The organism is Marinobacter sp. ES-1 (genome assembly GCF_000475255.1).
Taxonomy (GTDB): domain Bacteria; phylum Pseudomonadota; class Gammaproteobacteria; order Pseudomonadales; family Oleiphilaceae; genus Marinobacter; species Marinobacter vinifirmus.
Window position 1 is genome coordinate 92,351 of the sequence record NZ_AXBV01000030.1, and the last position, 23,243, is coordinate 115,593.

The window sequence follows — 23,243 nt, forward strand, 5'->3', positions numbered from 1 at the left end:
TGAAATTAGAACGATAAGGCATTGTAACGATATGTAACGAGCGGCAAGGTAACCGGCTTCCCAATTCTGGCGGTACCGGCATTTCAGCTGCGGGAATTGTGATGCTGGTCTCAGCTGATCAGCAGGTTTGCATGGTCTGCAGGGCCAGTTTCCGGCGGATGTAGCGGCCCAGTGCATCAACGCCAATGTTCAGCAGGGCTGTGATCAGTATCAGTACCATGGCCCGGTCGAAACGGATGTTCTGTATGGCACTGTCGACATAGAAGCCCAGTGTGTAGATGCCGAGGATGCCCAGGATGGCTGTTTCACGCATGATGATTTCCCAACGGTAGAACAGAAACGCCAGGAACGACCGGTAAACCCGGGGAACCAGTTCCCAGCTGTACCGGGTGAAGCCGGTGGGCGCATCCGGGCGCAACTGAATGGTGTTGGTCTGGCGCCCGATCAGGTGGCCGATAATGCCACCGTTGTGCAGGGCCAGTGCCACCACCGCCGGCAGCATGGACGGCCCCCAGAGTTGCAACAGGATGTAAGCCAGGATGTATTCCGGCGTGGAGCGGGCAATCACCAGCAACACATGGCCGGAGGTACGGCGCACCGGGCCACCAAAGTGGTTGGAAATCAGCGGGAAGGCCAGCAGGGAAATAATGCCCGTAGCCACCAGGGCAATCTGGGTAAGGACAATGGTGTTCCAGATGCCCGGCAGTGCCTCGGTGATCATCACATCCCCGAACCAGGCAGAGATGCCGGCAAGCCCCTCGCCATTACGCAGGGGCGCCGGGATGATGTCTTCGGTGAAGAACCGCTCCACATTGCCCCAGACAATGGGGAACCCGTCTCCCAGAAAGAATGGAGCGGCCAGAATGTAGAACGGCAGCAATTTCGGCCGAACCCACAGGGGCAGGGTGGCAATCAGGATATAGAACAGAATCAGCATGGCGCCGGCATCGGAATACATGCCCTGGGAGAACGACGATTCCAGGTAGAACCCCAGCGTAGGCAAACCCACGAAACCGAGAATGGCCGAGGAGCGCAGGCCGCATTCCAGGCGGTAAGAGGTGTAGGTGCGGATCTGTTCCCAGCAATCCGGAATACGGGCATACAGAAAGGCTGACACCGAACCGGTGCCGGGAGGCAGCAGGCGGCCGGGCTCCGGATCAGACTCTTCAAAGATCTCCGAGTACACCTTGGCGAAGATACCCGAATACGGGATGGCAATGGCCAGCACGCCGGTCAGTGGGTGGAAACCGAAGAACTGTAAGAAGATCAGCGCCCAGAACAACTCATGAATCGAACGGATGAAGGCACAGAAGATTCGAACCGGCAGAAACCGATAACCCAGCGCCAGCAGAAATCCTGCCAGGCTGCCGATGGTTACACCCACGAAGGCGAACGCCACCGTGCGCAGCAGGGCGGTCATCAGGCCTTCGGTGCTGAAAAAGTTGGGGGTAGCTACGCCCAGAAAGAACCGGCCAAGATCCTGCCAGGGGTTGGCGGTGGTGATGGCAATATCGGCCACCAGCAAACCGCCGAGCGCAATGGCAAGGAAGATGAAACTGGCTCTGACGGTGGGGTAGGAAAACATAAACTGGTTCTGGCCCGTTAATACAGCGACATGATGTCGGATGCGACAAGCGAGGAAGCCGCTTCGTCCAGCGCTACCTGGCCGTCCTGGATACCGATGATCCGGTTATAGTAACGCAGCGCCATGTCCACATCGTGCAAGGCAATAATCGAGGTGGAGAACCGGTTGGTGAGGGTTTCCATGACCAGGTGCGCCATGGGGCCATCCAGTGCCGAAATGGGCTCATCCGCCAACAGCACAGGGGCCTGCCGGTAGATGGCCCGGGCAATGGCCACCCGCTGGCGTTGCCCGCCAGACAGTGCAGCCGCCGGTATCCACTGTTTCTCGGGAATTTCCAGTTCTTTGAGCAAGGCCTTTACGGCGTCTCGGTCGCGACGGAACGGGCGAATCAGGGTCAGGGCGTTATACCAGCCGGGATGTCGGTCCAACTGCCCCATAAACACGTTATGGAACACCGGCAGCGCGTTCACCAACCCCAGGCCTTGCGGAATCAGGGATGCCTCACTCTCAAGCCGGTCGTAAAGCAAACGGATCAGCGTAGACTTGCCGGCGCCACTTTTGCCGACCAGCGCCACATGCTCGCCTTCATTTACGTGCAGGGAGAGCGGGCCAATCACCCGCTCTCCGTTAAAGCTGGCTGTCAGACCATGAAAATCAAATCCTGACATCAATCGAGGATTCCGATGTTTTCAGCGGTCTTGCGAATGGGCTCGTAATCATCGTTAGACGCCGGAATAAAGCCGGAACGGGGGAAGCTTTCAAGCAGTGCCGGATCGTCCAGTTCCAGCAGGGCCTTGGTCACCTTGTCTTTGAAACCTTCACCGAACCGCTCGTTCACGTCACCGCGGATGGTCCACTGGTAATCCGGGTACGCCGGGGTTTTCCAGATAACCTGAACGGCATCGGTATCAATGTTTCCGTCTGCCAGCTCTTTTTCCCATACCTGGAAGTTGAGCGCGCCCACTTCATAGGTGCCAGCCTCTACCAGGCGAAGAGTACGGGTATGGTTACCGCTGAAACCAACACGGGAAAATACAGATTCCGGTGCCTCACCAAAGGTATCGCGCAGGTGGAACTCGGGCATCAGGCGGCCGGAGGTAGAACCCTTGGAACCAAAGGTAAAGGTTTTGCCACGCAGGTTGTCTTCAAGGTCCGCCAGGCTGTCTGCCGGCTCGATTTCGGTGCTGGTGTTGGCGATGAAGTAGGTGACGAAGGCTTCGTCTTCCACGCCCTGGGCGATGGCCTCAGAACCCGGCACCAGGCGCCGCGCCTGCACACCGGACAGCCCGCCAAACCAGGCCAGCTGCACCTGGTTGTTGCGGAAGGCGGATACCGCGGCCGCATAGGATTTCACCGGGATATAACGAACGTCTACATCGAGTTGCTCGGAAAGGTAATCGGCCACGCCACGAAAGCGCTCTACCAGCTTGGTTTCATCTTCATCAGGAATAGCCGTAAACACGAAGGTTTGTGCCTGTACGGCAGTTACGGCAGAAAAAGACAGAAGGCCGGAAACCAGCCATTTCCGTAGATGTTTGATGACCATGTTGATTCATTCCTTTGTGTCGGGGAGTTTGGGTGGCCCGGCGAGCGCCGAAGGCAGCCTCAGGATACCGTGAATTACTGAAAGTCTGAACCGGTATACGCAGGAATCCTTTACCCGGAGCACTGGCCCGTGCAGAATTTCGGTAAATTTATCGGACACCCTTTATGCATATTCTGATCATCACTCCTGCCGGCCCGGACTCCAATGCCGGCAATCGAGCCACGGCCCTGCGCTGGCAGGTACTGCTGGAGCAATCCGGCCATCAGGTCCAGGTATTGACCGAATATGAAGGAGAAACGGCTGATCTTATGATCGCCCTTCACGCCTGGCGCAGTGCGCATGCGGTAGAGGCATGGAGAGAGCAAAATCCGGACAAGCCATTAATTGTCGTGCTGACGGGTACCGATATTTATCATCACCAGCATGAATATCCCGGGGTTACCTTGGTTTCGATGGACACGGCGGATTTGCTGATAGGCCTGCACGACCTGGTAGGCCGGGACATTCCGGAATCGTTCCGCGACAAACTGGTTACTCTTCGCCAGTCTGCAGCGCAGCCTGCCGTGCGTGGCGGCTCCCGGCCGGAATCAGGGCAGTTCAATATCTGTGTGATCGGCCACCTGCGTGATGAAAAAGACAGCCTGCGGGCCGCCCTTGCCGCGCGCCACCTGCCGGAAGATTCCAGCATTGTCGTTAATTGTGCCGGCCGCCCGCACACCGAGGAGTGGCGCGAGAAAGCGTTGGCAGAAAGCAAGGATAACCCGCGCTTTCACTGGTTAGGGGAGCTCGATAAGCCGGGCCTGGAAAATCTGATGGCCGTGAGCAGTGTGATGGTCATCAGCTCGGTGATGGAAGGTGGCGCGAATGTGGTCTCTGAAGCCTGCAGGGCAGGCTTGCCAATTCTGGCGTCGGATATTCCGGGCAACAAGGGGCTGTTGGGTGAGGATTATCCGGGCTATTTCCCGGTTGGGGATGACAAGGCACTGGCCCGGTTGATGAGCCGGGCAGAGCGGGAACCGGAGTACCTGGCAAAACTGAGAGCGGCTGTGTCGGCGCTCGCTGAAACCTTCACCCCCGAAAAAGAACGCCAGAGCCTGGACGAGGCTCTGGCGCGGGTACTCAACATCCGAGGCTAAGGTACGTTTTACAGTACTTTTTTCGCCTCGGCGGTCAGCTGGCTGTAGCCTTTCATGCTCTTGAAGGCTTCCAGCTTCTGCTTGTCTTCGGTGCTCGGGTTGGCAATCTGCTCGATGGAAGTGATACCGGCTTCTTTCATCTTCTTCGCAGTCGCCGGTCCGATACCCTTCACACGGGTAAGATCAGACTTGTCCGCAGGCTTGGCCGCCTTCGGAGTAGCAGTTTTCCTGGCGGCAGGCTTTTTGGCAGGCGCCTTCTTTGCAGCCGGCTTGCTGCCCGTAGCGGATTTGGCCGCAGACTTGGCCTTGCTGGCTGTTTCGTCCGCCGCTTTGCGGGCTTCCTTGGAGGCAATACCCACGCGCTCCAGCAGGGTGGCCTGCAATTCGTGGAACTCGTTCATCCGGCGCTCGAACTCTTCGTTAAAACGCTTCATTTCCCGGTCACGCAGCTCGTCCATGTCTTTGAGCAGCTTGCGCACGGGGTCCTGAATCTGGTGCTGCAGGTGGTCGAACTGTTGCAGGGCATCGCTAATCAGCCCCTCGATCTGGGCAGACGTTTTCTCGAACTCTTTGTTCACCTTCTTGACGATCTTATCTACGCTCGGTTTGGCTTTCTTTGCCATGGGGACGTCTCCTTGCAGACGGATGCTTGGTAAGTACTACGGGGTATCAGGCCAGTTGCCTCATGCTCGCGACGGGGCCCGGGCCACGGCGGGATTTGAGGCTTTGTTTTTTCAGAAGTACTTCGTGAATGCGCCGGAGTTTTTCTGACAGGGGAGATGCGTCTTTGGTGTTAAGGTCAGAAAAATCAATCGAATAGAAGAAATTGCTACAGTGCTTTCTCTTTTCGGTGACCAGGCCGGAGACACACTCGGCCCGGATTTCCTCAAACGGCATATCCATTACCAGCTCCAGAACCAGAGTATCGCCCGGCTCGAAAACCTTGTCGGTTTTCATCACGCAGCCATAGCTGTCCAGCTCGTACACGCGGGCCTCGACGGTTTCTTTACGAAACAGTCCCTGGCGAACACGGAAGCGGGCAACCAGATCCGGTAGTGGGTCGTTCATTAACCTGTATCTCTGCGTTTTTCAGTACATCAGAATGTGTATATAGATCAAACAATAGACGGCGAAAGCAATTATGGCAATGCTGTCAGCCGTCTACGGTAACCCTTTCAGGGAATGGTTCAAGACCCTGGCCGGTGATTCCGGGCCAGATCCGTTACCGTGAACGGGTTTTGATTTCGTACATATCAACACGGCGATCTTTAAGATTAGTGACAGAACCTTCGTTACGTACCAGTTTCAGCTTTTCCAGGTCCATATCCGAGAACATGATCATCTCGGTATTGGGCGTGGTTTCGGCCATCACGGCATCGTGGGGGAAGGCGAAGTCCGAAGGCGAGAACACGGATGACTGGGCGTACTGAACGTCCAGGTTTTCCACCTTGGGCAAGTTACCCACGCTGCCGGTGATCACCACATAGCATTCGTTTTCAATAGCCCGGGCCTGGGCACAATGGCGCACCCGCAGGTAGCCGTTCTTGGTGTCTGTCCAGAAGGGCACGCAGATGATGTCGACGTTCTGGCTGGCAGCAATGCGGCCCAGTTCCGGGAACTCGATGTCGTAGCAAATCAGAATGGCAACCCGGCCCGCGTCGGTATCAAATACCTTGAACTCATTACCGCCTTCAATCACCCAGTCCCGGCGTTCGTGTGGGGTAATGTGAATCTTGCGCTGCTCGTCTACCCGACCGTCGCGATGACAAAGATAGGAGACGTTGTACACCCGGTCGTTCTCGATCAGCGGCATGGAGCCGGTGATGATGTTGATGTTATAGCTGACGGCCATTTCCGACATTTCGTTACGGAACTGTTCGGTAAAGCCGGCCAGGAAGCGAATGGCGCGGGTCTGGTCCATCTGGTCGGTCAGGCCCATCAGCGGGGCGTTGAAAAACTCGGGGAACAGGGCGAAATCGCTTTTGTAGTCCGACAGGGCGTCGACGAAGTACTCTACCTGCTTGAGCACTTCCTCAACCGAGGTGAACTCCCGCATCTGCCACTGAACTGCACCCATACGCACCTGGGTTTTCTTCACGTCCAGTACTGAAGAGGGCGGGGTATACAGGATGTTTCGCCACTCGAGGAGCGTGGCATAGCCCATGGATTTTTCGTCTTCCGGCAGGTATTTGTGCATCAGCCGGGTAACCTGGAAGTCATTGGAGAGCTGGAAGCTCAGAATCGGATCGTAGATCTCTTTGCGGTCTACCCGCTGGATGTACTCTTCCGGTGTGTACTGCTCGGAATACTTGAAGTAGTTGGGAATGCGGCCGCCGGCCAGGATGGCCCGCAGGTTCATGGAGCGACACAGTTCCTTTCGGGCTTCATACAAGCGCCGGCCCAGACGATAGCCGCGATATTCATGGTGGATGAACACATCCAGCCCGTACAGGGAATCACCATTGGGGTTGTGCCAGATCTTTTCGTTGCGAAGGATCAGGTCGTCGTAGGCGTGGGGGTTGCTGAACCGTTCGTACTTAACGCTTACGGTTAGTGCTACGGCTACCAGGTGGCCATTGTCTTCAATACAGATCTGGCCATCCGGGAATTGCTCCACCAGCGCCTTGATGGTGTCTTTTGGCCATGCACCGCCGATGTCGTCGTAAACATCGTCCATCAGTTCCTGGAGCTGTGGGTAATCCTCGAGGGTGAGGTTGCGCAGGTTCAGGTGCAGTTCTTCGTGGGCCATTCAGAGTTTCTCCGTTTTTGACGAGCGGATGCACGGTTCAGGATGCATCAGTTTAACAGAGGTTCCTGAATACTTCGCCCGGGACTATTGGTCCAGGTATTTGATACGCCGGCTCAGCTCTTCCAGCGTTTTCCGGCCAACACCATTGGATTCATCACTGAGGTACGGGTTCTTGAGGGTGATGATGGTGCGATGCTTGAGGTTAAGTTCGTTCATCGCGCGGCCGAAGTATGTGTTCAGATAGTCCGCAAAACTGCCATCATTGATGGCGCGCTCAATGCCAAGCTGAAGCCGGTGGGCGGTGTCGTGATCGTGTTTTGCGGCAAACAGGTAAGAAGGTAACGGGTAAGCAATCAGAAGATCGGGTTCAATCACCAGGGCACTGGCGCGAGGCTGTTCGAGGTCAAAAAGCACTTCACTGATTCCCCTCGCAAAGCAGTCGAAACGTTGGTTCAGCAGCATCCCGAACAGCACTTCGAACCGGGGATTGGTGATGACCCTCAGCCCGTTGGCCTCGAGAATCGGGGTGTCTGGCCAGTGTGTTCCCTGGCCAATACTGATTTTACGGGCTTTGAGGTCTTCAAGGCTGGAAATATCTTTGAACTTCGGCAGATTTTCCGGCATGACCAGGCAAACCCGAAAACCCAGCAAGCCGCCATCCACCGGAACCGGGATCGGGTTCAGGCTGTCCTCCCGTTCAGCCGTGGTGGCAACGTTGGCAATATCGAGGATCCGGTTGTTACCTTTGGTCAGCTCGAGCAAGGCCCGCCCCTGGCTGACCTCCAAACTGCGAAGGAGTTCATAGCTGCCGTACTCAGGGGTTTTATCCAGGGCCAGCAACACCAGGTTGCGAATTGCCGGGCTATCGTAGTTGCGGTACCAGAGGGTGAGCTCCCGGTGGTTGTCTGTTGTTTCGGCAACTACATGGGCGGCGGGTACCAGGCTTGCCAGCAGGCAGGCCGCGAAAGAAACGACGCGGAAAAGGGGAGTACAACCCAAGTCGGCTTTCCTTCTGGAAGATGCGTGAAATGTCGTTGTATTGTTCTGATTTGCATTGTTGTTGCTTTACGGGCAATTTTGCAACGCAAATTCGCGGTAACCGGAACCAGGACACCAAATTCATGGCTTTGATCGACAGTATTATAGGCGCAACCGGGCAGTGGGTGGCATCAACCGACGAGCTGGAAGGTACGCTGACCGATCAGCCAGCGCCCAGTTCAGCGATGGCCTGAAGGAAAGTTTCGCCGTACTTCTCCAGCTTGGCGGCACCAACCCCGCTGATTTCGCCCAGCTCTTCGATGCTGCCAGGTCGGCGCTGGAGCATTTCGAACAGGGTGGTGTCGTGGAAGATCACATAGGGCGGCACACCCTGCTTGTCTGCCAGTTCCTTGCGGCAAGCCCGCAAGGCGTCCCAGCCAGCATGGTCAGTGATCTGGTCCCGGATATCCTGCCCGCTGGCGCGACTGCCAGATGACTTGCTGCCAGAGCCCTTCTTCTGAACCGGGTCTTTACGCAGCTGGATAGGCTGCTCACCTTTCAGCAAGGGGCGACAGCGTTCGGTCAGCTGCAGGGCGCCGTAGCCTTCCGGATCTGCGCGGAGATATCCGTTAGCCACCAGTTGCCGGAATACCGACTTCCATTCGGTCGCCGATAAATCCTGCCCGATGCCGTAGGTGGAAATGGCCTGGTGGCCGGATTGCAGGATACGTTCGTTCTCTGAACCGCGAAGTACATCAATGACATAGTTAACGCCAAAGCGCTGGCCCGTGCGGTACACGCAAGACAGCGCTTTCTGCACAGCAACCGTGCCATCCCAGGTTTCCGGCGGGTTCAGGCAGGTGTCGCAGTTGCCGCAGGGCTGTTCGAGGGTGTCGCCGAAGTAACGCAGCAGAACCTGCCGGCGGCATTGAGTGACTTCACACAGGCCCAGCATGGCATCCAGTTTCTGCCGCTCGACACGTTTGAACTGGTCATTACCCAGGGACGCTTCCAGCATCTGCCGCAGTTTGATGACATCCTGCAGGCCGTAAACCATCCAGGCCGTCGAGGGTTTGCCGTCACGACCGGCCCGGCCGGTTTCCTGGTAGTAGGCTTCCAGGCTCTTGGGAAGGTCCAGGTGGGCAACAAACCTGACATCCGGTTTGTCGATGCCCATGCCAAAGGCGATGGTCGCCACAATGATTACGCCATCTTCGCGCAGAAAGCGTTCCTGGTTCCTGGCTCGTTCCTCGGCAGTCAGGCCGGCGTGGTAGGGCAGTGCCAGGTAGCCTTTGCTGGCCAGCAGCTTGGCAGTGGCGTCTACCTTGTTCCGGGAAAGACAGTAAACAATGCCGCAGTCACTTTCATGTTCGGCTTTAATAAAGTCCAGTAACTGTTTGTTAGCATTGGTTTTCGGAGTGATTCGATACTGGATGTTCGGGCGATCGAAACCGCTGATGAAGTGCCGGGCCTGGGTCAGCGACAGGCGCTCGGCTATTTCCTTTCGGGTACGCTCATCGGCGGTTGCGGTCAGGGCAATTCGGGGAATGCCGGGAAATTCTTCCGCCAGCATGCTCAGCTGCAGGTAGTCAGACCGGAAATCATGGCCCCACTGGGAGACACAGTGGGCTTCGTCGATGGCAAACAGCGACAGCGACGCGTTGTGCAGCAGTTCAATGGTACGAGGCTGGATCAGCCGTTCCGGTGCGCAATAAAGCAGGTCCAGCTCGCCGGTCATCAGGGCATATTCGGTGGCCCGGGCCTGCTCGAAATCCATGGTGGAGTTCAGGAACGCCGCTCTCACGCCCAGTTGTTTCAGGGCGGCCACCTGGTCCTGCATCAGGGCGATCAGCGGCGAGATGACCACCGCCGTACCCGGTCGAACCAGGGCCGGCACCTGATAACACAAGGACTTACCGCCGCCGGTGGGCATCAGTACCAGGGCATCACCACCGCCCACCACTTCCTGCACGATATCGCCCTGCAGCGGCCGGAAACTTTCGTAACCGAATACCTCGTGCAGAACCTGCTCCGGGCTTCGGCCGGTGGCAGAAGGGGGTTCGCGGGTCAGTTGGTCAAAATCCTGGTCCGGATACATGCTGGTCTTTGCCTGTGGGCGGGAAATGTTCAGGGCGGGGATGATAACAGATCCGCCGGCGGGATTGGTTAACCCCGCCATTTCGGTGGAGGAAATGAGTGCCAAGACAGGATAGAATACCGCCAATTTCCAACCACTTGATTAACCGCTTCGAACAACAACAGGGCTTGCATGCAGGAATTTGACGCAATCCGTCCCTATTCGGATGAAGAAACAGCGCCGGCCATCAAACGCCTGGTTAATGATCGGGAGTTCCTCGACATGGTGGGCCGCTTCAAGTCCCCCCTGGCGGCGAAGTGGGCGCCGGCGGTCTTGCGGATGTTTGTACGGCGCTGGCTGGTTGGCAACTTCGGCCACTACCACCGGGTGGATGACCTGCAGGCGGAGCTGTCAAAGTACGTGGGCGAACTGGTTGAAAGCACCACCTCCCGGGTAACCCACAGCGGCCTGGAGAACCTGAGCAAGACCAACGCCCATTTGTTTATCTCCAACCACAGGGACATCGTGTTTGACCCAATGGTGGTGAATTACCTGCTGTTCCAGAACGGTTTCCTGACCACCCGCATTGCCATTGGCGACAATCTGCTGCAGAACCGGGTGTTTGCAGAGATGATGCGCCTGAACAAGAGCTTTGTGGTGCGTCGTAACATGACCAGCCCGCGGGAAATGCGCGATGCCTACCTGACGTTGTCAGGATTTATCAACCACAGCATCGACACCAACCACAGCATCTGGATAGCCCAGCGTGAAGGCCGCGCGAAGGACGGTATAGACGCCACAGACCCAGCCATCATCAAGATGTTCTACATGAGCCGGAAAAAATCCGGGCTGGACTTTGGCGAGGCCATGAACCGGCTGCATATTGTGCCGGTGTCTATTGCCTACGAGTACGATCCCTGCGATGCCGACAAAGCCAGGGAGCTGGAAGTGAAGTCCCGTACCGGCAGTTACCAGAAAACCGAAGGGGAAGATTCCGAGCAGATTGTAAAAGGCCTGACCGGTTACAAGGGGCATGTTCATGTGCACTTCGGTGCGCCTATTGCCGATGCACCGGACAATCCGAAAGCCCTGGCCGCCCGCATCGACCACGAAATGCACGCCAATTACCATCTGCATGCATCCAACCTGGTGGCTTACCAGATGCGGGGCGTTCACCCGGAAGCCCGGGAAACACCGGGCAGTGTCAGCGAAAGCGTGGTGACGGCAGAAACCTGGTCGCCGGCGGACCTGGATGCGGCCCGTGCTGAAATGGAGCGCCGGCTGGAAGCCTGTGATCCGGCTATCCGGCCTTACCTGCTGGATATGTACGCCAATCCGGTGGTCAACGCCCTGGCCGCCAATAACAACGGCGAGGCGCTGACGCCAACCGAAGAATAGCCTAGGCCCAGAGCATGGCACCCATCTCCAGCGGATGGGTGAGGGCGTCATGGTACGGATAGGCTCTCAGGCGCAGGGTTTGCAGGCCCGGGTAGGGCGCTTTGATGCGCGCGGAGAACAGGGTTTTGCCATCCTGGTCACCTGCCGGCTCCAGGATGAAACTGTCCGGCCCGGGCTCGCCGTGGCTGCCGGTACAGTCCGGTGACACCACGCATTCCACCCGGATATCCTCCGGTGCCAGCCCGTTCAGGGCCACTTCTACGCTCAGCTCCACTTCTTCATCCCAGTTGCAGCGGTCTGTGACACAACCGTGCATCTGAATGTTCACCCCGTGCCAGGCCGCCCGTATCCGCGCCTTCCATTGCGCCAGCTCATTGGCCAGTTCGCCTTTGTTTGCTGCCAGGCGGTGGCCCTGGGCGCTGGCCGGCTGGTAATAGTTCCGCACGTAATCCATCACCATGCGCTGGGAATTGAACCGGGGCGTAATGGTTTTCATGGACGCCTTGGAACGGGCCACCCAGTCTTTCGAGTAACCCTGGGCTTCCCGTTTGTAGTACAGCGGGATAATTTCTATTTCCAGTAAGTCGAGCAGGTCCCGGGCTTCTTCACGGTTGCGGAATTCCTGGTCCAGACGGATATCCCGGGGGGCAATGGCCCAGCCGTTGTTACCGTCGTAACCTTCGCCCCACCAGCCATCCAGCACGCTCAGGTTGAGGGCGCCGTTCATGGCGGCTTTCTCGCCGGAGGTGCCGCTGGCCTCTTTCGGATATTCCGGCGTATTCAGCCAGACATCCACGCCGCTTAACAGCCGCCTCGCCATGGCCTGGTCGTAGTCTTCCAGAAGAATAATGTGGCCCATCAGGGACGGCTGCATGGACAGGTCGTGGATGACCTTGATCAGTTGCTGCCCCGGGTTGTCCTTGGGATGGGCCTTGCCGGCGAAGACCAGGACTACGGGGTTGTCAGGGTCTGTCAGTAACCGTTCCAGCCGCGGCAGGTCGGAAAATATCAGGGTGGCCCGCTTGTAGGTGGCAAAGCGCCGGGCAAAGCCGATCACCATGGCGTCTTTTTCGGGGGATACCAGCTTTCGGGTCATGCGCTCGGTGACCGAATGGCCGGTACCGTTGCGCTGATGCTGGCGCCTCAACCGGCGCACGATGAATTCTGCCATCTGCTGTTTCAGGGCTTTATGCACGCTCCAGTAGTGATAATCCGGAATTCTGTCGACAAAATTCCAGAAATCCGGGTTTCTCAGCTCGCTTTTCCAGGTGGGCGCCTGCATTTCAAACAGGCTGGCCCATTCCGGCGCCAGAAAGGTAGAAACATGCACGCCGTTGGTGATGTAACCGATGGGGTTTTCTTCCGGAGGAATTTGCGGCCAGATGCTGCCTTCCATTTCTGAGGCGACCCCGCCGTGGATACGGCTGACACCGTTGTGAAACCGCGAGCCCCGTAAGCCCAGGCTGGTCATGTTGAAGGTGCCATCGCCGTTCTTGGTGCCCAGCTCGAAAACCCGGTCAAATTCCAGCCCTGCGGTTTCCGTATACGGGCCCAGGGCATGGGCAACCAAATCCCGGGGAAAAATGTCATGGCCGGCGGGAACCGGCGTATGGGTGGTAAACAGGGTGCAGGCGGCAACGGATTCCAGGGCGGCCTCGAAGCTGAGGCCGTTCTCCATGGCCATCCGGCAGCGCTCCAGAATCTGGAAGGCGGCGTGGCCTTCGTTGATGTGCCAGGCGGTGGGCTTGATGCCCAATGCTGCCAGCGCCCGGGTGCCCCCGATGCCCAGCAGGATTTCCTGGCTGATGCGGGTGTCTGAATCGCCGCCGTAAAGTTGCAGGGTCAGTTCCCGGTCCTGCTCGTTGTTCTCCGGCGTATTGGCATCGAGCAGGTACAGGCGGATATGGCCAACCCGCGCCTGCCAGACCCGGGCCCAGAGCTCCCGGCCCGGGAAGGGCACGGAAATCTTGAGTTGCTCGCCATCCTGTTCTACCGGGCTGATGGGCAGCTCGTCGCTGTCGTGGCACTGATACCGGGCTACTTGCTGGCCCTGGGCATCAATGGTCTGCATGAAATAGCCCTGCTGGTACAACAACCCTACCGCGACGAAGGGCAGGCCGAGATCGCTGGCCGCTTTGCAGTGGTCACCGGCCAGGATGCCCAGGCCACCGGAATAGATCGGAAAGCTTTCGTGAAACCCGAACTCGGCGCAAAAATAGGCCACCAGGCTGGTTTCGGGGTTGAGTAGCTCCACTACTTCTGCACCAGGCCCGGCCTCTACGTAGGCATCGTAACTGGACAGCACCCGACGGTATTCGGCGAGAAAGGCGCGGTCGGCAGCGGCTTCTTCGAGCCGGTGCTGGGATACCCGCCGCAGAAACAGCTTTGGGTTGTGCTCCACTTTCTGCCACAGGCGCAGATCAATACGGGCAAACAGCCCCCTTACGCCGTGGTTCCAGCTGTAAAACAGGTCGTTTGCCAGCTCCCCCAGCCGATGCAGGGCTTCGGGCAGTTGGGGGCGGGCTTCAAGCCGGAATTCCGTAGCCTTGTGCATGTTCAGAACCTCCCTGTGGTTACTGGTTATGCCTGAGCTTGTTGTAGAGGGCGGCGTATTCGCCGGCCCGGTGCTTCCACGAGTAATCTGCGGTCATGCCATTTTGCTGCAGCTGTTGCCAGGTTTTCCGGTGCTTGCGGGCCTCGAGCGCCCGGTTCACGGCGCGCTTCAGCCCGTGGGCGTTGGGCTCCCGGAAAACAAATCCGTTGGCGTCCCGTACCGGCACCTCGCCGGGGTCCAGTACGGTATCGTTCAGCCCGCCCGTGCCGTGCACCACCGGAATAGTGCCGTAGCGCAGGCTGTACATCTGGTTCAGGCCACAGGGCTCAAACCGGGATGGCATCAGGAAGATGTCCGCGCCGGCGGTTATTTCGTGGGCCAGGGCCTCGTTATAACCCAGCGTAAGTGACAACTGTTCGGGCCAGTCCCGGGCCAGGTGTTGCAGCGCCTGTTGGTAACGGGCCTCTCCGGAACCGAGAATGGCAAACTGACAACCCTTTTCCAGTAAAGTCGGCAGTGCTTCCAGCAGCCAGTCCAGCCCCTTCTGTTCTACCAGACGCCCGACAAATCCCAGCACCGGAGCGCCGTTGACTTCCAGCCCCAGTTTGCGCTGCAGGGCTGCCCGGCACTGGGCTTTTCCAGAGGTATCGTCCGGGCTGTAGTGGAAACCCAGGTGCTGGTCTGACTTCGGGTTCCAGTAACGGTTATCGATGCCGTTCAATATGCCGGTCAAGGCATGGGACCGGTGTTCCAGCAAACCGTCGAGCCCATAGCCAAACTCCGGCGTGCGGATTTCCCGGGCGTAGCTCGGGCTGACAGTGGTGATGGCATCGCTGAACACCAGGCCGCCCTTGAGAAAGGAAAACTGGCCGTGAAATTCCAGCTGGTCAAAACGCCAGAGATGGTCCGGCAACCCCAGCGCCCTGAACGTTTCATGGGAGAAAAGGCCCTGATAGGCCAGGTTGTGGATGGTGAAGACAGTGGCGGGCGCGTGCTTGTCGTTGTGCAGAAACACGGGAATCAGGCCGGTTTGCCAGTCGTTGCAATGCACGATATCCGGCTTCCAGGATAACCCCAGTTGCCCCAGCGCCATCATGGCCCCGATACGGGCAAACAGTTGAAAACGATGGGCGTTGTCCCACCAGTCTTCACCGTTTTCGTTCTGGTACGGGCTGTCACCTTGCCGGTCGAACAGGGCCGGACAATCCACCAGCCAGAGCAGTACCTGGGTCTCCGGCACCTGAGTTTGCCAGAGTGAAACATCGTATTGCCCGAAACGGAAGCGGGCCTTGCGCTGAGAACCGGCCTCCCGGGCCGCCTTGAGTGCAGCGGGATAACCCGGTAGCAGGATCTGGCAATCATAGCCGAGCCGGCACAGGGCTTCCGGCAGGCTGCCGGACACATCGGCAAGGCCGCCGGTCTTTACCAGGGGAAAGACTTCGCTGGTGGCAAACAGAATTCGGGTCATGCATCGGCCTTCAGAATAATCAGCCCCAAGGGTGGCAGGGTAACCTCCACCGACGCCGGCCTGGCCATCCAGGGGGTGTCGGTTGCAGTCAGGGTAAACGGATTGCCCAGATTACTGCCACCGTAGTAGGTGGAGTCGGAATTGAAGATCTCCTGCCAGTTGCCGGCCAGGGGAACACCAATCCGGTAGTGATGCCGGGGCACGGGGGTAAAGTTGACCACGATCACCAAGGCCTCGCCACCGTGCTGGTCCGGTTTGCGCAGGTAGCTGACCACCGACTGGGTGGAGTCGTGGCAATCAATCCATTCAAAACCGGCTGCATTGTAGTCCAGCCGGTGCAGGGCAGGTTGTTCCCGGTACAGGCGGTTAAGGTCCTGCACCAGTTTGTGGATGCCCTGATGCCCTTCGTGTTGCAGCAGGTGCCAGTCCAGCTCCCGTTTTTCACTCCATTCCTGCCGTTGGCCGAACTCGCCGCCCATAAACAGCAACTTGGCACCCGGGTAGGTGAACATGTAGCTGAACAGCAGCCGCAGCGATGCCCGTTGTTGCCAGTCGTCTCCGGGCATTTTCTGGATCAGGCTGGATTTGCCGTGTACCACTTCATCGTGGGACAGCGGCAACAGGAAGTTCTCGGAAAAGGCATACAGCAGCCCGAAGGTGAGCTTGTCGTGGTGGAATTGCCGGTAAACAGGGTCCTGCTGGAAGTAGTGCAGGGTGTCGTGCATCCAGCCCATGTTCCACTTCAGGTTGAAGCCAAGCCCGCCGACTTCCGGTGGCCGGGTAACCTGGGGCCAGGAGGTGGATTCCTCGGCCATCATCAGCACCCCCGGGAAGCGGCCCTGGCACACCTGGTTGAGCTCCCGAAGGAAGGCAATAGCCTCCAGGTTCTCGTTGCCGCCGTATTCGTTCGGCAACCAGTCTTCTTCATTGCGGGAGTAATTCAGGTACAGCATGGAGGCAACGGCATCTACCCGCAGGCCATCCACATGGAAGGTGTCCAGCCAGAACAGGGCACTGCCAATCAGGAAGTTTTTTACTTCATGGCGGCTGTAGTTGTAGATCAGGGTGCCCCAGTCCTGGTGCCGGCCCCGGCGCGGGTCTTCATGTTCGTACAGGGCGGTGCCGTCGAACTTTGCCAGCGCGTGTTCGTCATCCGGAAAGTGTCCGGGAACCCAGTCCAGAATTACCCCGATATTGTGCTGGTGGCACTGGTCAATCAGGTAACGAAGGTCGTCCGGACTGCCGTAGCGGCTGGTGGGCGCGTAGTAGCCGGTGGTCTGGTAGCCCCAGGATTCATCCAGGGGATGCTCGGTTACCGGCAGCAATTCAATATGCGTGAAGCCGCTCTCCAGTACGTATGGAATCAGCTGCTCTGCCAGTTCCCGGTAACTCAGCCAGCGCCCGGAGCCGTGGTGGCGCCAGGAGCCGGGATGCACCTCGTAAATGGAAATGGGGCTGCGTTGCCAGTCAAACCGGTTACGGCTTTCCAGCCAGTCGCCGTCTTCCCAGCAATAACCCCGGCGCTCGGTAACCCGGGCGGCGGTTGACGGCCTGAGCTCGAAGGCCTGGCCGTAGGGATCGGTTTTGGTGAGCTGGTGACCATCGCGGGTCGTAATTGAAAACTTGTACAGGGCGTCAACCTGGACCTTCGGTATGAACACAGACCATACGCCAAAGCCTTCATGCAGCTGCATGGCGTCTGCGCCGGCCTGCCAGTGATTGAAATCACCGACGACACTGACAGCCCTGGCATTGGGGGCCCAGACCGCAAAACGCACACCTTCGGTGCCTTTATGGGTCATGGGATGTGCGCCAAGCACATTATAGATATGCCAGTGCCGGCCTTCGGCCAGCAGGTAGAGGTCGAACTCGCTCAGGGTGGGGCTTTCCATAGTCCTCGGGTTCCCGTTCAGAATGGTACGGCTGGAGGTTAGACCATTGGACGTTTTTGCCGCTGATCGAAAAATGACCTGAGACAATTTTACGTCATAATTGGATGGTAGTGTTCTAGAATCTTATAAATCGTCAATGCAGTGTCTATTACCGTTCGCTCAGGACGGGCAGAGGACCAAGCGGGTTTTCAGGGAAGCAGAACTATGCAAATGGCAAAGCGTTACGTCAGCCGCCTGACGCGGCAAACCCTCGCCCTGGTGCTGGCCGGAGGCCGGGGCAGCCGGCTGGAAGACCTCACCAAGTGGCGGGCGAAGCCAGCAGTGCCTTTTGGCGGCAAGTTCCGGATTATCGATTTTCCACTCTCCAACTGTATCAACTCCGGCATTAGCCAGGTGGGTGTGATTACCCAGTACAAGTCCCACTCATTGATGCGCCATATCCAGCGGGGCTGGGGCTTTTTGCGGGGCGAGATGGGGGAGTTTGTGGAGCTGCTGCCAGCCCAGCAGCGCATCGAAACCTCCTGGTACGAAGGCACCGCCAACGCGGTACTGCAGAACCTCGACATTATCCGCAGCCACAATCCGGAGTATGTGCTGATCCTGGCGGGTGACCACGTTTACAAGATGGACTACGGCACCATGCTGGCCGCCCATGTAGAGCAGGAGGCAGACGTCACCGTTGGTTGTATTGAAGTGCCGCTGGAGGACGCCAATGCCTTCGGGGTGATGTCGGTGGACGACAAGCTCCGGATTACCGAGTTCGTCGAAAAGCCGGACAATCCCAAACCCATGCCCGGGCAACCGGGTAAAGCCCTGGCTTCCATGGGCATCTACGTGTTCAGCATCAAAATCCTGTTTGATGAGCTGCTGCGAGACCACGAACTGAGCACACTGTCATCCCACGATTTCGGCAAGGACATTATCCCGTCAATTATCAAACGCCTTCGGGTGTCTGCGTTTCCGTTCCGGGACCCGGTCAACAACAAACCGGCCTACTGGCGGGATGTCGGCACCATCGATTCGCTCTGGCAGGCGAATATGGAGCTGATCGGCGTCAGCCCTGAACTCAATCTGTACGATTCGGAATGGCCCATCTGGACCTACCAGGAACAGATGCCCCCGGCCAAGTTTGTGTTTGATGACGATAACCGGCGGGGCTATGCCGTAGATTCCATGGTCGCCGGCGGCTGCATTGTGTCCGGCGCGCAGGTGCAGCGTTCACTGCTGTTTTCCAAGGTGATTGTCCATTCCTTTTGTACTGTAGAAGACACGGTTATTTTCCCCGATGTGGATATTGCCCGAAACTGCAAAATCCGCCGGGCCGTCATCGACCGGGGCTGTCGCATTCCGGAAGGGACCCGTATCGGCTATGACGCAGAACAGGATGCCAAACGTTTCTACGTATCACCCAAAGGCATTGTGCTGGTAACCCCGGAGATGCTGGAGCAGGACTACCCCCATGGCCTCTGACCACCGCACACCGGTCGTGCTTTGCTGGCACATGCATCAGCCGGACTATCAGGACCAGAGCACTGGCGAATTCCTGTTCCCCTGGGTGTACCTGCACTGCATCAAAGACTACGCCGACATGGCCGCCCACCTGGAAGCCCACCCGGATGCCCGGGCCGTGGTGAACTTTGCGCCGGTGCTGCTGGAACAGATTGAAGAATACCTGGTGCAGATCGAGTGCTGGCGACATAAAGGCACCGGTATTGGTGATCCGGTACTGGCAGCCCTGGTGAGCGAGTCCCTGCCGGAGCCCGGTTCGCCCGGCTTCCTGGACCTGATGGACAAGTGCCTGCGGGCCAATGCCGACCGAATCATCAAACGCTTTCCCCCTTACCGCAGGTTGTCCGAGCTGGCCGGTTTCTATCGCGCCCGGCCGGATATACAGCGCTATATCTCCGTCCAGTTCCTGGAAGACCTGCTGGTGTGGTACCACCTTGGCTGGATGGGAGAAACCGTTCGCCGGTCTCACCCCGTTATCCGCAGCCTGCAGGAAAAAGGCCATCAGTATTCCCGGGAAGACCGGCTGGCCGTGCTGGATGTCATTGCCGAGCTGTTGGCGGGCATCGGCCCGAGATACCGGCACCTGGAGCAGAACGGGCAGGTAGAGCTGGCGATGAGCCCCTGGGCGCACCCCATCATGCCGCTGCTGCTGGACCTGAAATCCGCCAGTGAAGCGATTCCTGATATCCGGTTGCCCGAACACGGGCACTACCCCGGAGGAGATCAGCGGGCGGCATGGCACCTGGAAGAGGGCAAGAAAGTGTTCCAGCGGTTTTTCGGCAAACAGCCCACCGGTTGCTGGGCTTCCGAAGGCGCGCTGAGCCAGTCACTGTTACCCCTTCTGAACGATCATGGATTCCGCTGGACCGCCAGTGGCGATTCCGTGATCCACAACAGCATGAAACTGGCCCGTAGCAAAGGTGCCGGCGATGGCGGCGGCAGTATCCACCGGCCATTCCGGTTCGCTGAACAGCCGCTGACCGTGTTTTTCCGTGATGACGGGTTGTCTGACCTGATCGGCTTTACCTATGCCGACTGGCACGCCCTGGATGCCGTGGGTGACCTGGTACATCACATGGAGAATATTGCGAAGGATAATCGCAACAACGCCAATGCGGTGATTTCGGTGATTCTGGACGGTGAGAATGCCTGGGAATATTACCCGGAGAACGGCTACTACTTCCTGGACGAGTTGTACCGGGTTCTGGAGAACCACCCGGATCTGGAACTAACCACCTACCGGGATTACCTGGATACCCCGGATTGCCAGCCCGAGGGCCTGCCTCACCTTGTTGCCGGCAGCTGGATTTACGGAACCTTCTCAACCTGGATTGGCGACCCCGACAAAAACCGTGCCTGGGATTTGCTGTGTGAAGCCAAGCAGCATTACGACAAGGTGATGGACAACGGCTCGTTAAACGCAGAACAGAAGGCGGCGGCTGCAAGGCAGCTGGGCTTGTGTGAAGGTTCGGACTGGTTCTGGTGGTTCGGGGATTACAACCCGGCTGCTGTGGTGAAAGATTTCGAACACCTTTACCGGCGCCACCTGGTCAACCTGTACGACGCCATCGGATACCCGGCACCACCGAGCCTGTTCCAGCCCCTGAGCCAGGGCGGTGGCGAGCCGGCCCGGGGCGGCGCCATGCGGCCAGGGCACGAATCGGGTGAGGGTGCATGACTCAAGCCCTGCCGCCCGTTTCTGTGTTTTCCCGGCGCCGTGCCGGTGTGTTGCTGCACCCGACAGCCTTGCCGGGCAGCCACGGCAAGCTGGGCGAAAGCGCTCGCAGGTTTGTCGACTGGCTCGCAGCGGCTGGTGTAACCGTTTGGCAAACGCTGCCTATCGGGCCGACCCATCCGGATCTGTCACCCTACCAGTCTCTGTCGGCCCACGCCGGTAACCCGGAGCTGATCGACTTCAGGGAACTGCCCGGCAAACTGGAAAGCCGGGAGATTGACGATGCCTGGCCACAATTTCTGGCCAGCCACAGCCACTGGCTGGATGACTACGCACTGTTTATGGCCATCCGGGCCAGATACCCGGGAACAGCCTGGCCGGACTGGCCCGACCCCCTGCGACGGCGCGACTCCAGTGCACTGGCAGAGTTTTCCCGGGCCAATGAATCAGCCATCGAACAGGTGAAATACGAGCAGTTTCTGTTCCACCGGCAATGGCATGCGCTCAGGCAATACGCCCGGGACCGGGGCGTGCTGATGTTCGGGGACATTCCCATCTTTGTGGCCCATGACAGCGCCGATGTCTGGGCCAATCCGGAGCAGTTCAAGCTGGATGAAAACGGTCAGCCGCTGGCAGTGGCTGGCGTTCCGCCGGATTATTTTTCGCCGGACGGCCAGCACTGGGGCAACCCGCTTTATAACTGGCAGGCCATGGCGCGGGATGGTTACCGGTGGTGGCTCAGCCGCCTGGCCAGCCAGCGGGAAAAGTTTGACCTGTTGCGAATCGATCATTTCCGGGGCCTGCAGGCGTTCTGGGAAATTCCTGCCAGTGACCCCCGGCCGGTGAACGGCTACTGGGTGCCCGGCCCGGGGGATGACTTTCTGTCGGCCTGTTTCCGGGAACTGCCGGACCTTCCCCTGGTGGCCGAGAATCTCGGCATTATCGGCGACGATGTGGAACAGTTGCGCCACCGTTTCCGGTTGCCCGGCATGACGGTTCTGCAGTTCGGCTTTGACGGCAGCCCTGGCAATCCACACCTGCTGCATAACCACAGGGCGGAAGATCTGGTGTACACCGGTACCCACGACAACGACACCACCCTGGGCTGGTACCAAAGCCTTGATGAGCGCACGCGGCAACACGTAAACCACTACCTGAGAATTACCGGCGAAGAGGCAGCGCAGATGCCCTGGCCAATTATCCAGGCCGCCATGGGATCGGTCTCCGGCCTGGTGATTGTGCCCGTACAGGACTTACTGGGCCTGGGCTCTGATGCCCGATTCAACACCCCCGGCACTATCGAGAATAACTGGATATGGCAGCTTCCGGAGCATTATCAGGAGCTTGTGGATATTGCCCGGCTCAGGGAAACGGTGCAGCTATACGGGCGGTAATGTTGCTCCGGTTATTTATTGATCAGAATCAAGCTGATCAATAAATAAACAGATATAAATGGAGCATGAACAGGTCTAACCTGTATCTGCCACAGAACTAAGGTTTGTGAAAGGGGGCTCGAATGGAACACCGTCTTAGCCAGCGAATTGAAGGGGAGTTGCCTATACTGGTGTACAAGCGTGGTATGCCTGTAGCCACCGGGGCGATAAAAGATGCGTCCAGGCGGGGGCTTTTTATTGTCACCGGCTTTGATGATGTGAGGCTGAACCAGGCCCTGCACTTGTCGTTCCGGTTTCCGGAGAAACCCGAGAAACACCACACGCTGAAGGCCCACGTGGTTCGTAGGGCCGATGAGGGGCTCGGCGTCGATTTTGACAGCGCAGAGAACGACGCAAGGGTCATTTCCGAGCTGATACTCTGGTTGGAAGACCACAAAGACGCAGACGGCCGGGCAACCCTCAGACATCGCAAGATTCACTGAAAACCCGACACGAAAGGAAGAAACAGCAATGGCTAGACTGGAAGGCAAGGTAGCAGCGGTAACCGGCGGAGCATTGGGCCTGGGCCGGGCCATGGTGGAACGGATGGTAGAGCAGGGCGCGGCAGTAGGTGTGCTCGACGTGCTTGATAAAGAAGGCGAAGCCCTGGTGCAGGAGCTCACCAAGAAAGGTTTCCGGGTGGCTTACTGGAATTGTGACGTGGCCGATGAAAGCCAGGTGAAAGCAGCGCTGGATGGCGTGGCCGAGCGCTTTGGCAAGCTGAACGTTATGGTGAGCAATGCCGGTATCTCCGGTGCCAACAAGCCGACCCACGAAGTGACCGAGGCAGAATGGGACAAGGTTCAGGATATCAACGTAAAGGGTGTGTTTTTCTGCACCAAGCACTCGGTTCCGCACATGCTGAAAGCCGGAGGCGGCAGCATCGTCAACCTGTCCTCCATTTATGGCCTGGTAGGGGCGCCCGACGCACCGCCATACCATGCCTCCAAGGGTGCGGTACGGCTGATGTCCAAGACAGATGCCATGATCTACGCCAAAGACCGAATCCGGGTGAACTCTGTACACCCCGGCTTTATCTGGACACCGATGGTAGAGGGCCACATGAAAACCACCGGAGTGGATCCGGAAGAGGCCAGGAACGCCACCGCCGCCCTGCACCCGCTGGGCCATATGGGCGAGCCGGATGATATCGCCTGGGGTGTGGTTTACCTGGCGTCAGATGAATCCAAGTTTGTAACCGGCAGCGAACTGGTGATCGACGGTGGCTACACCGCACACTGAC

Annotated in this window: 18 protein-coding genes; 7 read left to right on the forward strand and 11 right to left on the reverse strand. The window is 58.3% G+C overall.

Going from position 1 to position 23,243, the window contains the following annotated elements; all coding sequences use genetic code 11:
• Positions 1–118: 118 nt before the first annotated feature.
• Genes Q668_RS03610 through Q668_RS03620 form a run of 3 tightly spaced genes read right to left on the reverse strand, consistent with a single transcriptional unit; the run spans position 119 to position 3,131 of the window.
• A complete protein-coding gene (locus tag Q668_RS03610; protein WP_022988239.1) occupies positions 119–1,585 on the reverse strand; it encodes a PhnE/PtxC family ABC transporter permease in 1,467 nt (488 codons plus the stop codon).
• A 17-nt stretch (positions 1,586–1,602) separates the two neighbouring features.
• Positions 1,603–2,253, reverse strand: a complete 651-nt coding sequence (locus tag Q668_RS03615; RefSeq protein WP_022988240.1) for an ATP-binding cassette domain-containing protein — start codon at positions 2,251–2,253, stop codon at positions 1,603–1,605.
• A complete protein-coding gene (locus Q668_RS03620) occupies positions 2,253–3,131 on the reverse strand; it encodes a putative selenate ABC transporter substrate-binding protein (RefSeq protein ID WP_022988241.1) in 879 nt (292 codons plus the stop codon). Before Q668_RS03620 ends, Q668_RS03615 begins: the two co-directional genes overlap by 1 nt.
• Positions 3,132–3,295: 164 nt before the next feature.
• Here Q668_RS03620 and senB point away from each other — a divergent pair, with 164 nt between their 5' ends.
• On the forward strand, positions 3,296–4,267 hold the full coding sequence (gene senB, locus Q668_RS03625) for a selenoneine biosynthesis selenosugar synthase SenB (RefSeq protein ID WP_022988242.1): 972 nt from the start codon (positions 3,296–3,298) through the stop codon (positions 4,265–4,267).
• A gap of 8 nt (positions 4,268–4,275) precedes the next feature.
• Here the strand turns inward: senB and Q668_RS03630 are convergent, their stop codons facing one another.
• From Q668_RS03630 to recQ, 5 genes are all read right to left on the reverse strand, one after another.
• Positions 4,276–4,890, reverse strand: a complete 615-nt coding sequence (locus Q668_RS03630) for a helix-hairpin-helix domain-containing protein (protein ID WP_022988243.1) — start codon at positions 4,888–4,890, stop codon at positions 4,276–4,278.
• 46 nt (positions 4,891–4,936) lie between these two features.
• Positions 4,937–5,335 carry a hypothetical protein gene (locus Q668_RS03635; protein WP_022988244.1) on the reverse strand — a complete coding sequence of 133 codons (399 nt, stop codon included), beginning with the start codon at positions 5,333–5,335 and terminating at the stop codon, positions 4,937–4,939.
• A gap of 154 nt (positions 5,336–5,489) precedes the next feature.
• The gene (locus Q668_RS03640) at positions 5,490–7,016 is read right to left on the reverse strand and encodes a carbon-nitrogen hydrolase family protein (protein WP_022988245.1); all 1,527 of its coding nucleotides are present in this window, start codon (positions 7,014–7,016) and stop codon (positions 5,490–5,492) included.
• An 84-nt stretch (positions 7,017–7,100) separates the two neighbouring features.
• Complete coding sequence (locus tag Q668_RS03645) at positions 7,101–8,015, reverse strand: transporter substrate-binding domain-containing protein (RefSeq protein WP_022988246.1); 915 nt, start codon at positions 8,013–8,015, stop codon at positions 7,101–7,103.
• Positions 8,016–8,217: 202 nt separating this feature from the next.
• Positions 8,218–10,092: a DNA helicase RecQ gene (gene recQ, locus Q668_RS03650; protein ID WP_022988247.1), complete on the reverse strand. Its 1,875-nt coding sequence runs from the start codon at positions 10,090–10,092 to the stop codon at positions 8,218–8,220.
• 171 nt (positions 10,093–10,263) lie between these two features.
• Between recQ and Q668_RS03655 the strand changes: the two genes are divergently transcribed.
• A complete protein-coding gene (locus Q668_RS03655) occupies positions 10,264–11,469 on the forward strand; it encodes a 1-acyl-sn-glycerol-3-phosphate acyltransferase (RefSeq protein WP_022988249.1) in 1,206 nt (401 codons plus the stop codon).
• Between the two features lies 1 nt (position 11,470).
• Here the strand turns inward: Q668_RS03655 and glgP are convergent, their stop codons facing one another.
• The 3 genes from glgP to glgB are packed head-to-tail and all read right to left on the reverse strand — an operon-like array spanning position 11,471 to position 17,383.
• Entirely contained in the window at positions 11,471–14,023 is a 2,553-nt protein-coding gene (gene glgP, locus Q668_RS03660) for an alpha-glucan family phosphorylase (protein ID WP_022988250.1), read from the reverse strand.
• A 19-nt stretch (positions 14,024–14,042) separates the two neighbouring features.
• A complete protein-coding gene (gene glgA, locus Q668_RS03665) occupies positions 14,043–15,491 on the reverse strand; it encodes a glycogen synthase GlgA (protein WP_022988251.1) in 1,449 nt (482 codons plus the stop codon).
• Positions 15,488–17,383 (reverse strand): 1,4-alpha-glucan branching protein GlgB, encoded by a 1,896-nt coding sequence (glgB, locus tag Q668_RS03670; protein WP_022988252.1) that lies wholly within the window; start codon positions 17,381–17,383, stop codon positions 15,488–15,490. Before glgB ends, glgA begins: the two co-directional genes overlap by 4 nt.
• Before the next feature lie 210 nt (positions 17,384–17,593).
• Between glgB and glgC the strand changes: the two genes are divergently transcribed.
• The 5 genes from glgC to Q668_RS03695 all read left to right on the forward strand — a co-directional run bounded on the left by glgC (position 17,594) and on the right by Q668_RS03695 (position 23,242).
• Entirely contained in the window at positions 17,594–18,853 is a 1,260-nt protein-coding gene (gene glgC, locus Q668_RS03675; RefSeq protein ID WP_227498268.1) for a glucose-1-phosphate adenylyltransferase, read from the forward strand.
• A complete protein-coding gene (locus Q668_RS03680) occupies positions 18,843–20,570 on the forward strand; it encodes a glycoside hydrolase family 57 protein (RefSeq protein ID WP_022988254.1) in 1,728 nt (575 codons plus the stop codon). The genes glgC and Q668_RS03680 overlap by 11 nt, the downstream gene beginning before the upstream one ends.
• Positions 20,567–21,961, forward strand: a complete 1,395-nt coding sequence (gene malQ / locus Q668_RS03685) for a 4-alpha-glucanotransferase (protein ID WP_022988255.1) — start codon at positions 20,567–20,569, stop codon at positions 21,959–21,961. The genes Q668_RS03680 and malQ overlap by 4 nt, the downstream gene beginning before the upstream one ends.
• Before the next feature lie 122 nt (positions 21,962–22,083).
• Positions 22,084–22,443 carry a PilZ domain-containing protein gene (locus Q668_RS03690; RefSeq protein WP_022988256.1) on the forward strand — a complete coding sequence of 120 codons (360 nt, stop codon included), beginning with the start codon at positions 22,084–22,086 and terminating at the stop codon, positions 22,441–22,443.
• Between the two features lie 28 nt (positions 22,444–22,471).
• Positions 22,472–23,242, forward strand: a complete 771-nt coding sequence (locus tag Q668_RS03695; RefSeq protein WP_022988257.1) for an SDR family NAD(P)-dependent oxidoreductase — start codon at positions 22,472–22,474, stop codon at positions 23,240–23,242.
• The last annotated feature ends 1 nt before the right edge of the window (position 23,243 follow it).

Bases quoted from the DNA above. Each gene is read 5' to 3' on its own strand.
- glgC (WP_227498268.1), top strand. From the start codon at position 17,594: ATGGCAAAGCGTTACGTCAGCCGCCTGACGCGGCAAACCCTCGCCCTG.
- glgB (WP_022988252.1), bottom strand. From the start codon at position 17,383: ATGGAAAGCCCCACCCTGAGCGAGTTCGACCTCTACCTGCTGGCCGAA.
- Q668_RS03690 (WP_022988256.1), top strand. From the start codon at position 22,084: ATGGAACACCGTCTTAGCCAGCGAATTGAAGGGGAGTTGCCTATACTG.
- Q668_RS03640 (WP_022988245.1), bottom strand. From the start codon at position 7,016: ATGGCCCACGAAGAACTGCACCTGAACCTGCGCAACCTCACCCTCGAG.
- Q668_RS03620 (WP_022988241.1), bottom strand. From the start codon at position 3,131: ATGGTCATCAAACATCTACGGAAATGGCTGGTTTCCGGCCTTCTGTCT.
- Q668_RS03695 (WP_022988257.1), top strand. From the start codon at position 22,472: ATGGCTAGACTGGAAGGCAAGGTAGCAGCGGTAACCGGCGGAGCATTG.
- recQ (WP_022988247.1), bottom strand. From the start codon at position 10,092: ATGTATCCGGACCAGGATTTTGACCAACTGACCCGCGAACCCCCTTCT.
- Q668_RS03635 (WP_022988244.1), bottom strand. From the start codon at position 5,335: ATGAACGACCCACTACCGGATCTGGTTGCCCGCTTCCGTGTTCGCCAG.
- Q668_RS03610 (WP_022988239.1), bottom strand. From the start codon at position 1,585: ATGTTTTCCTACCCCACCGTCAGAGCCAGTTTCATCTTCCTTGCCATT.
- glgP (WP_022988250.1), bottom strand. From the start codon at position 14,023: ATGCACAAGGCTACGGAATTCCGGCTTGAAGCCCGCCCCCAACTGCCC.
- Q668_RS03680 (WP_022988254.1), top strand. From the start codon at position 18,843: ATGGCCTCTGACCACCGCACACCGGTCGTGCTTTGCTGGCACATGCAT.
- malQ (WP_022988255.1), top strand. From the start codon at position 20,567: ATGACTCAAGCCCTGCCGCCCGTTTCTGTGTTTTCCCGGCGCCGTGCC.
- glgA (WP_022988251.1), bottom strand. From the start codon at position 15,491: ATGACCCGAATTCTGTTTGCCACCAGCGAAGTCTTTCCCCTGGTAAAG.
- Q668_RS03655 (WP_022988249.1), top strand. From the start codon at position 10,264: ATGCAGGAATTTGACGCAATCCGTCCCTATTCGGATGAAGAAACAGCG.
- Q668_RS03615 (WP_022988240.1), bottom strand. From the start codon at position 2,253: ATGTCAGGATTTGATTTTCATGGTCTGACAGCCAGCTTTAACGGAGAG.
- Q668_RS03630 (WP_022988243.1), bottom strand. From the start codon at position 4,890: ATGGCAAAGAAAGCCAAACCGAGCGTAGATAAGATCGTCAAGAAGGTG.
- senB (WP_022988242.1), top strand. From the start codon at position 3,296: ATGCATATTCTGATCATCACTCCTGCCGGCCCGGACTCCAATGCCGGC.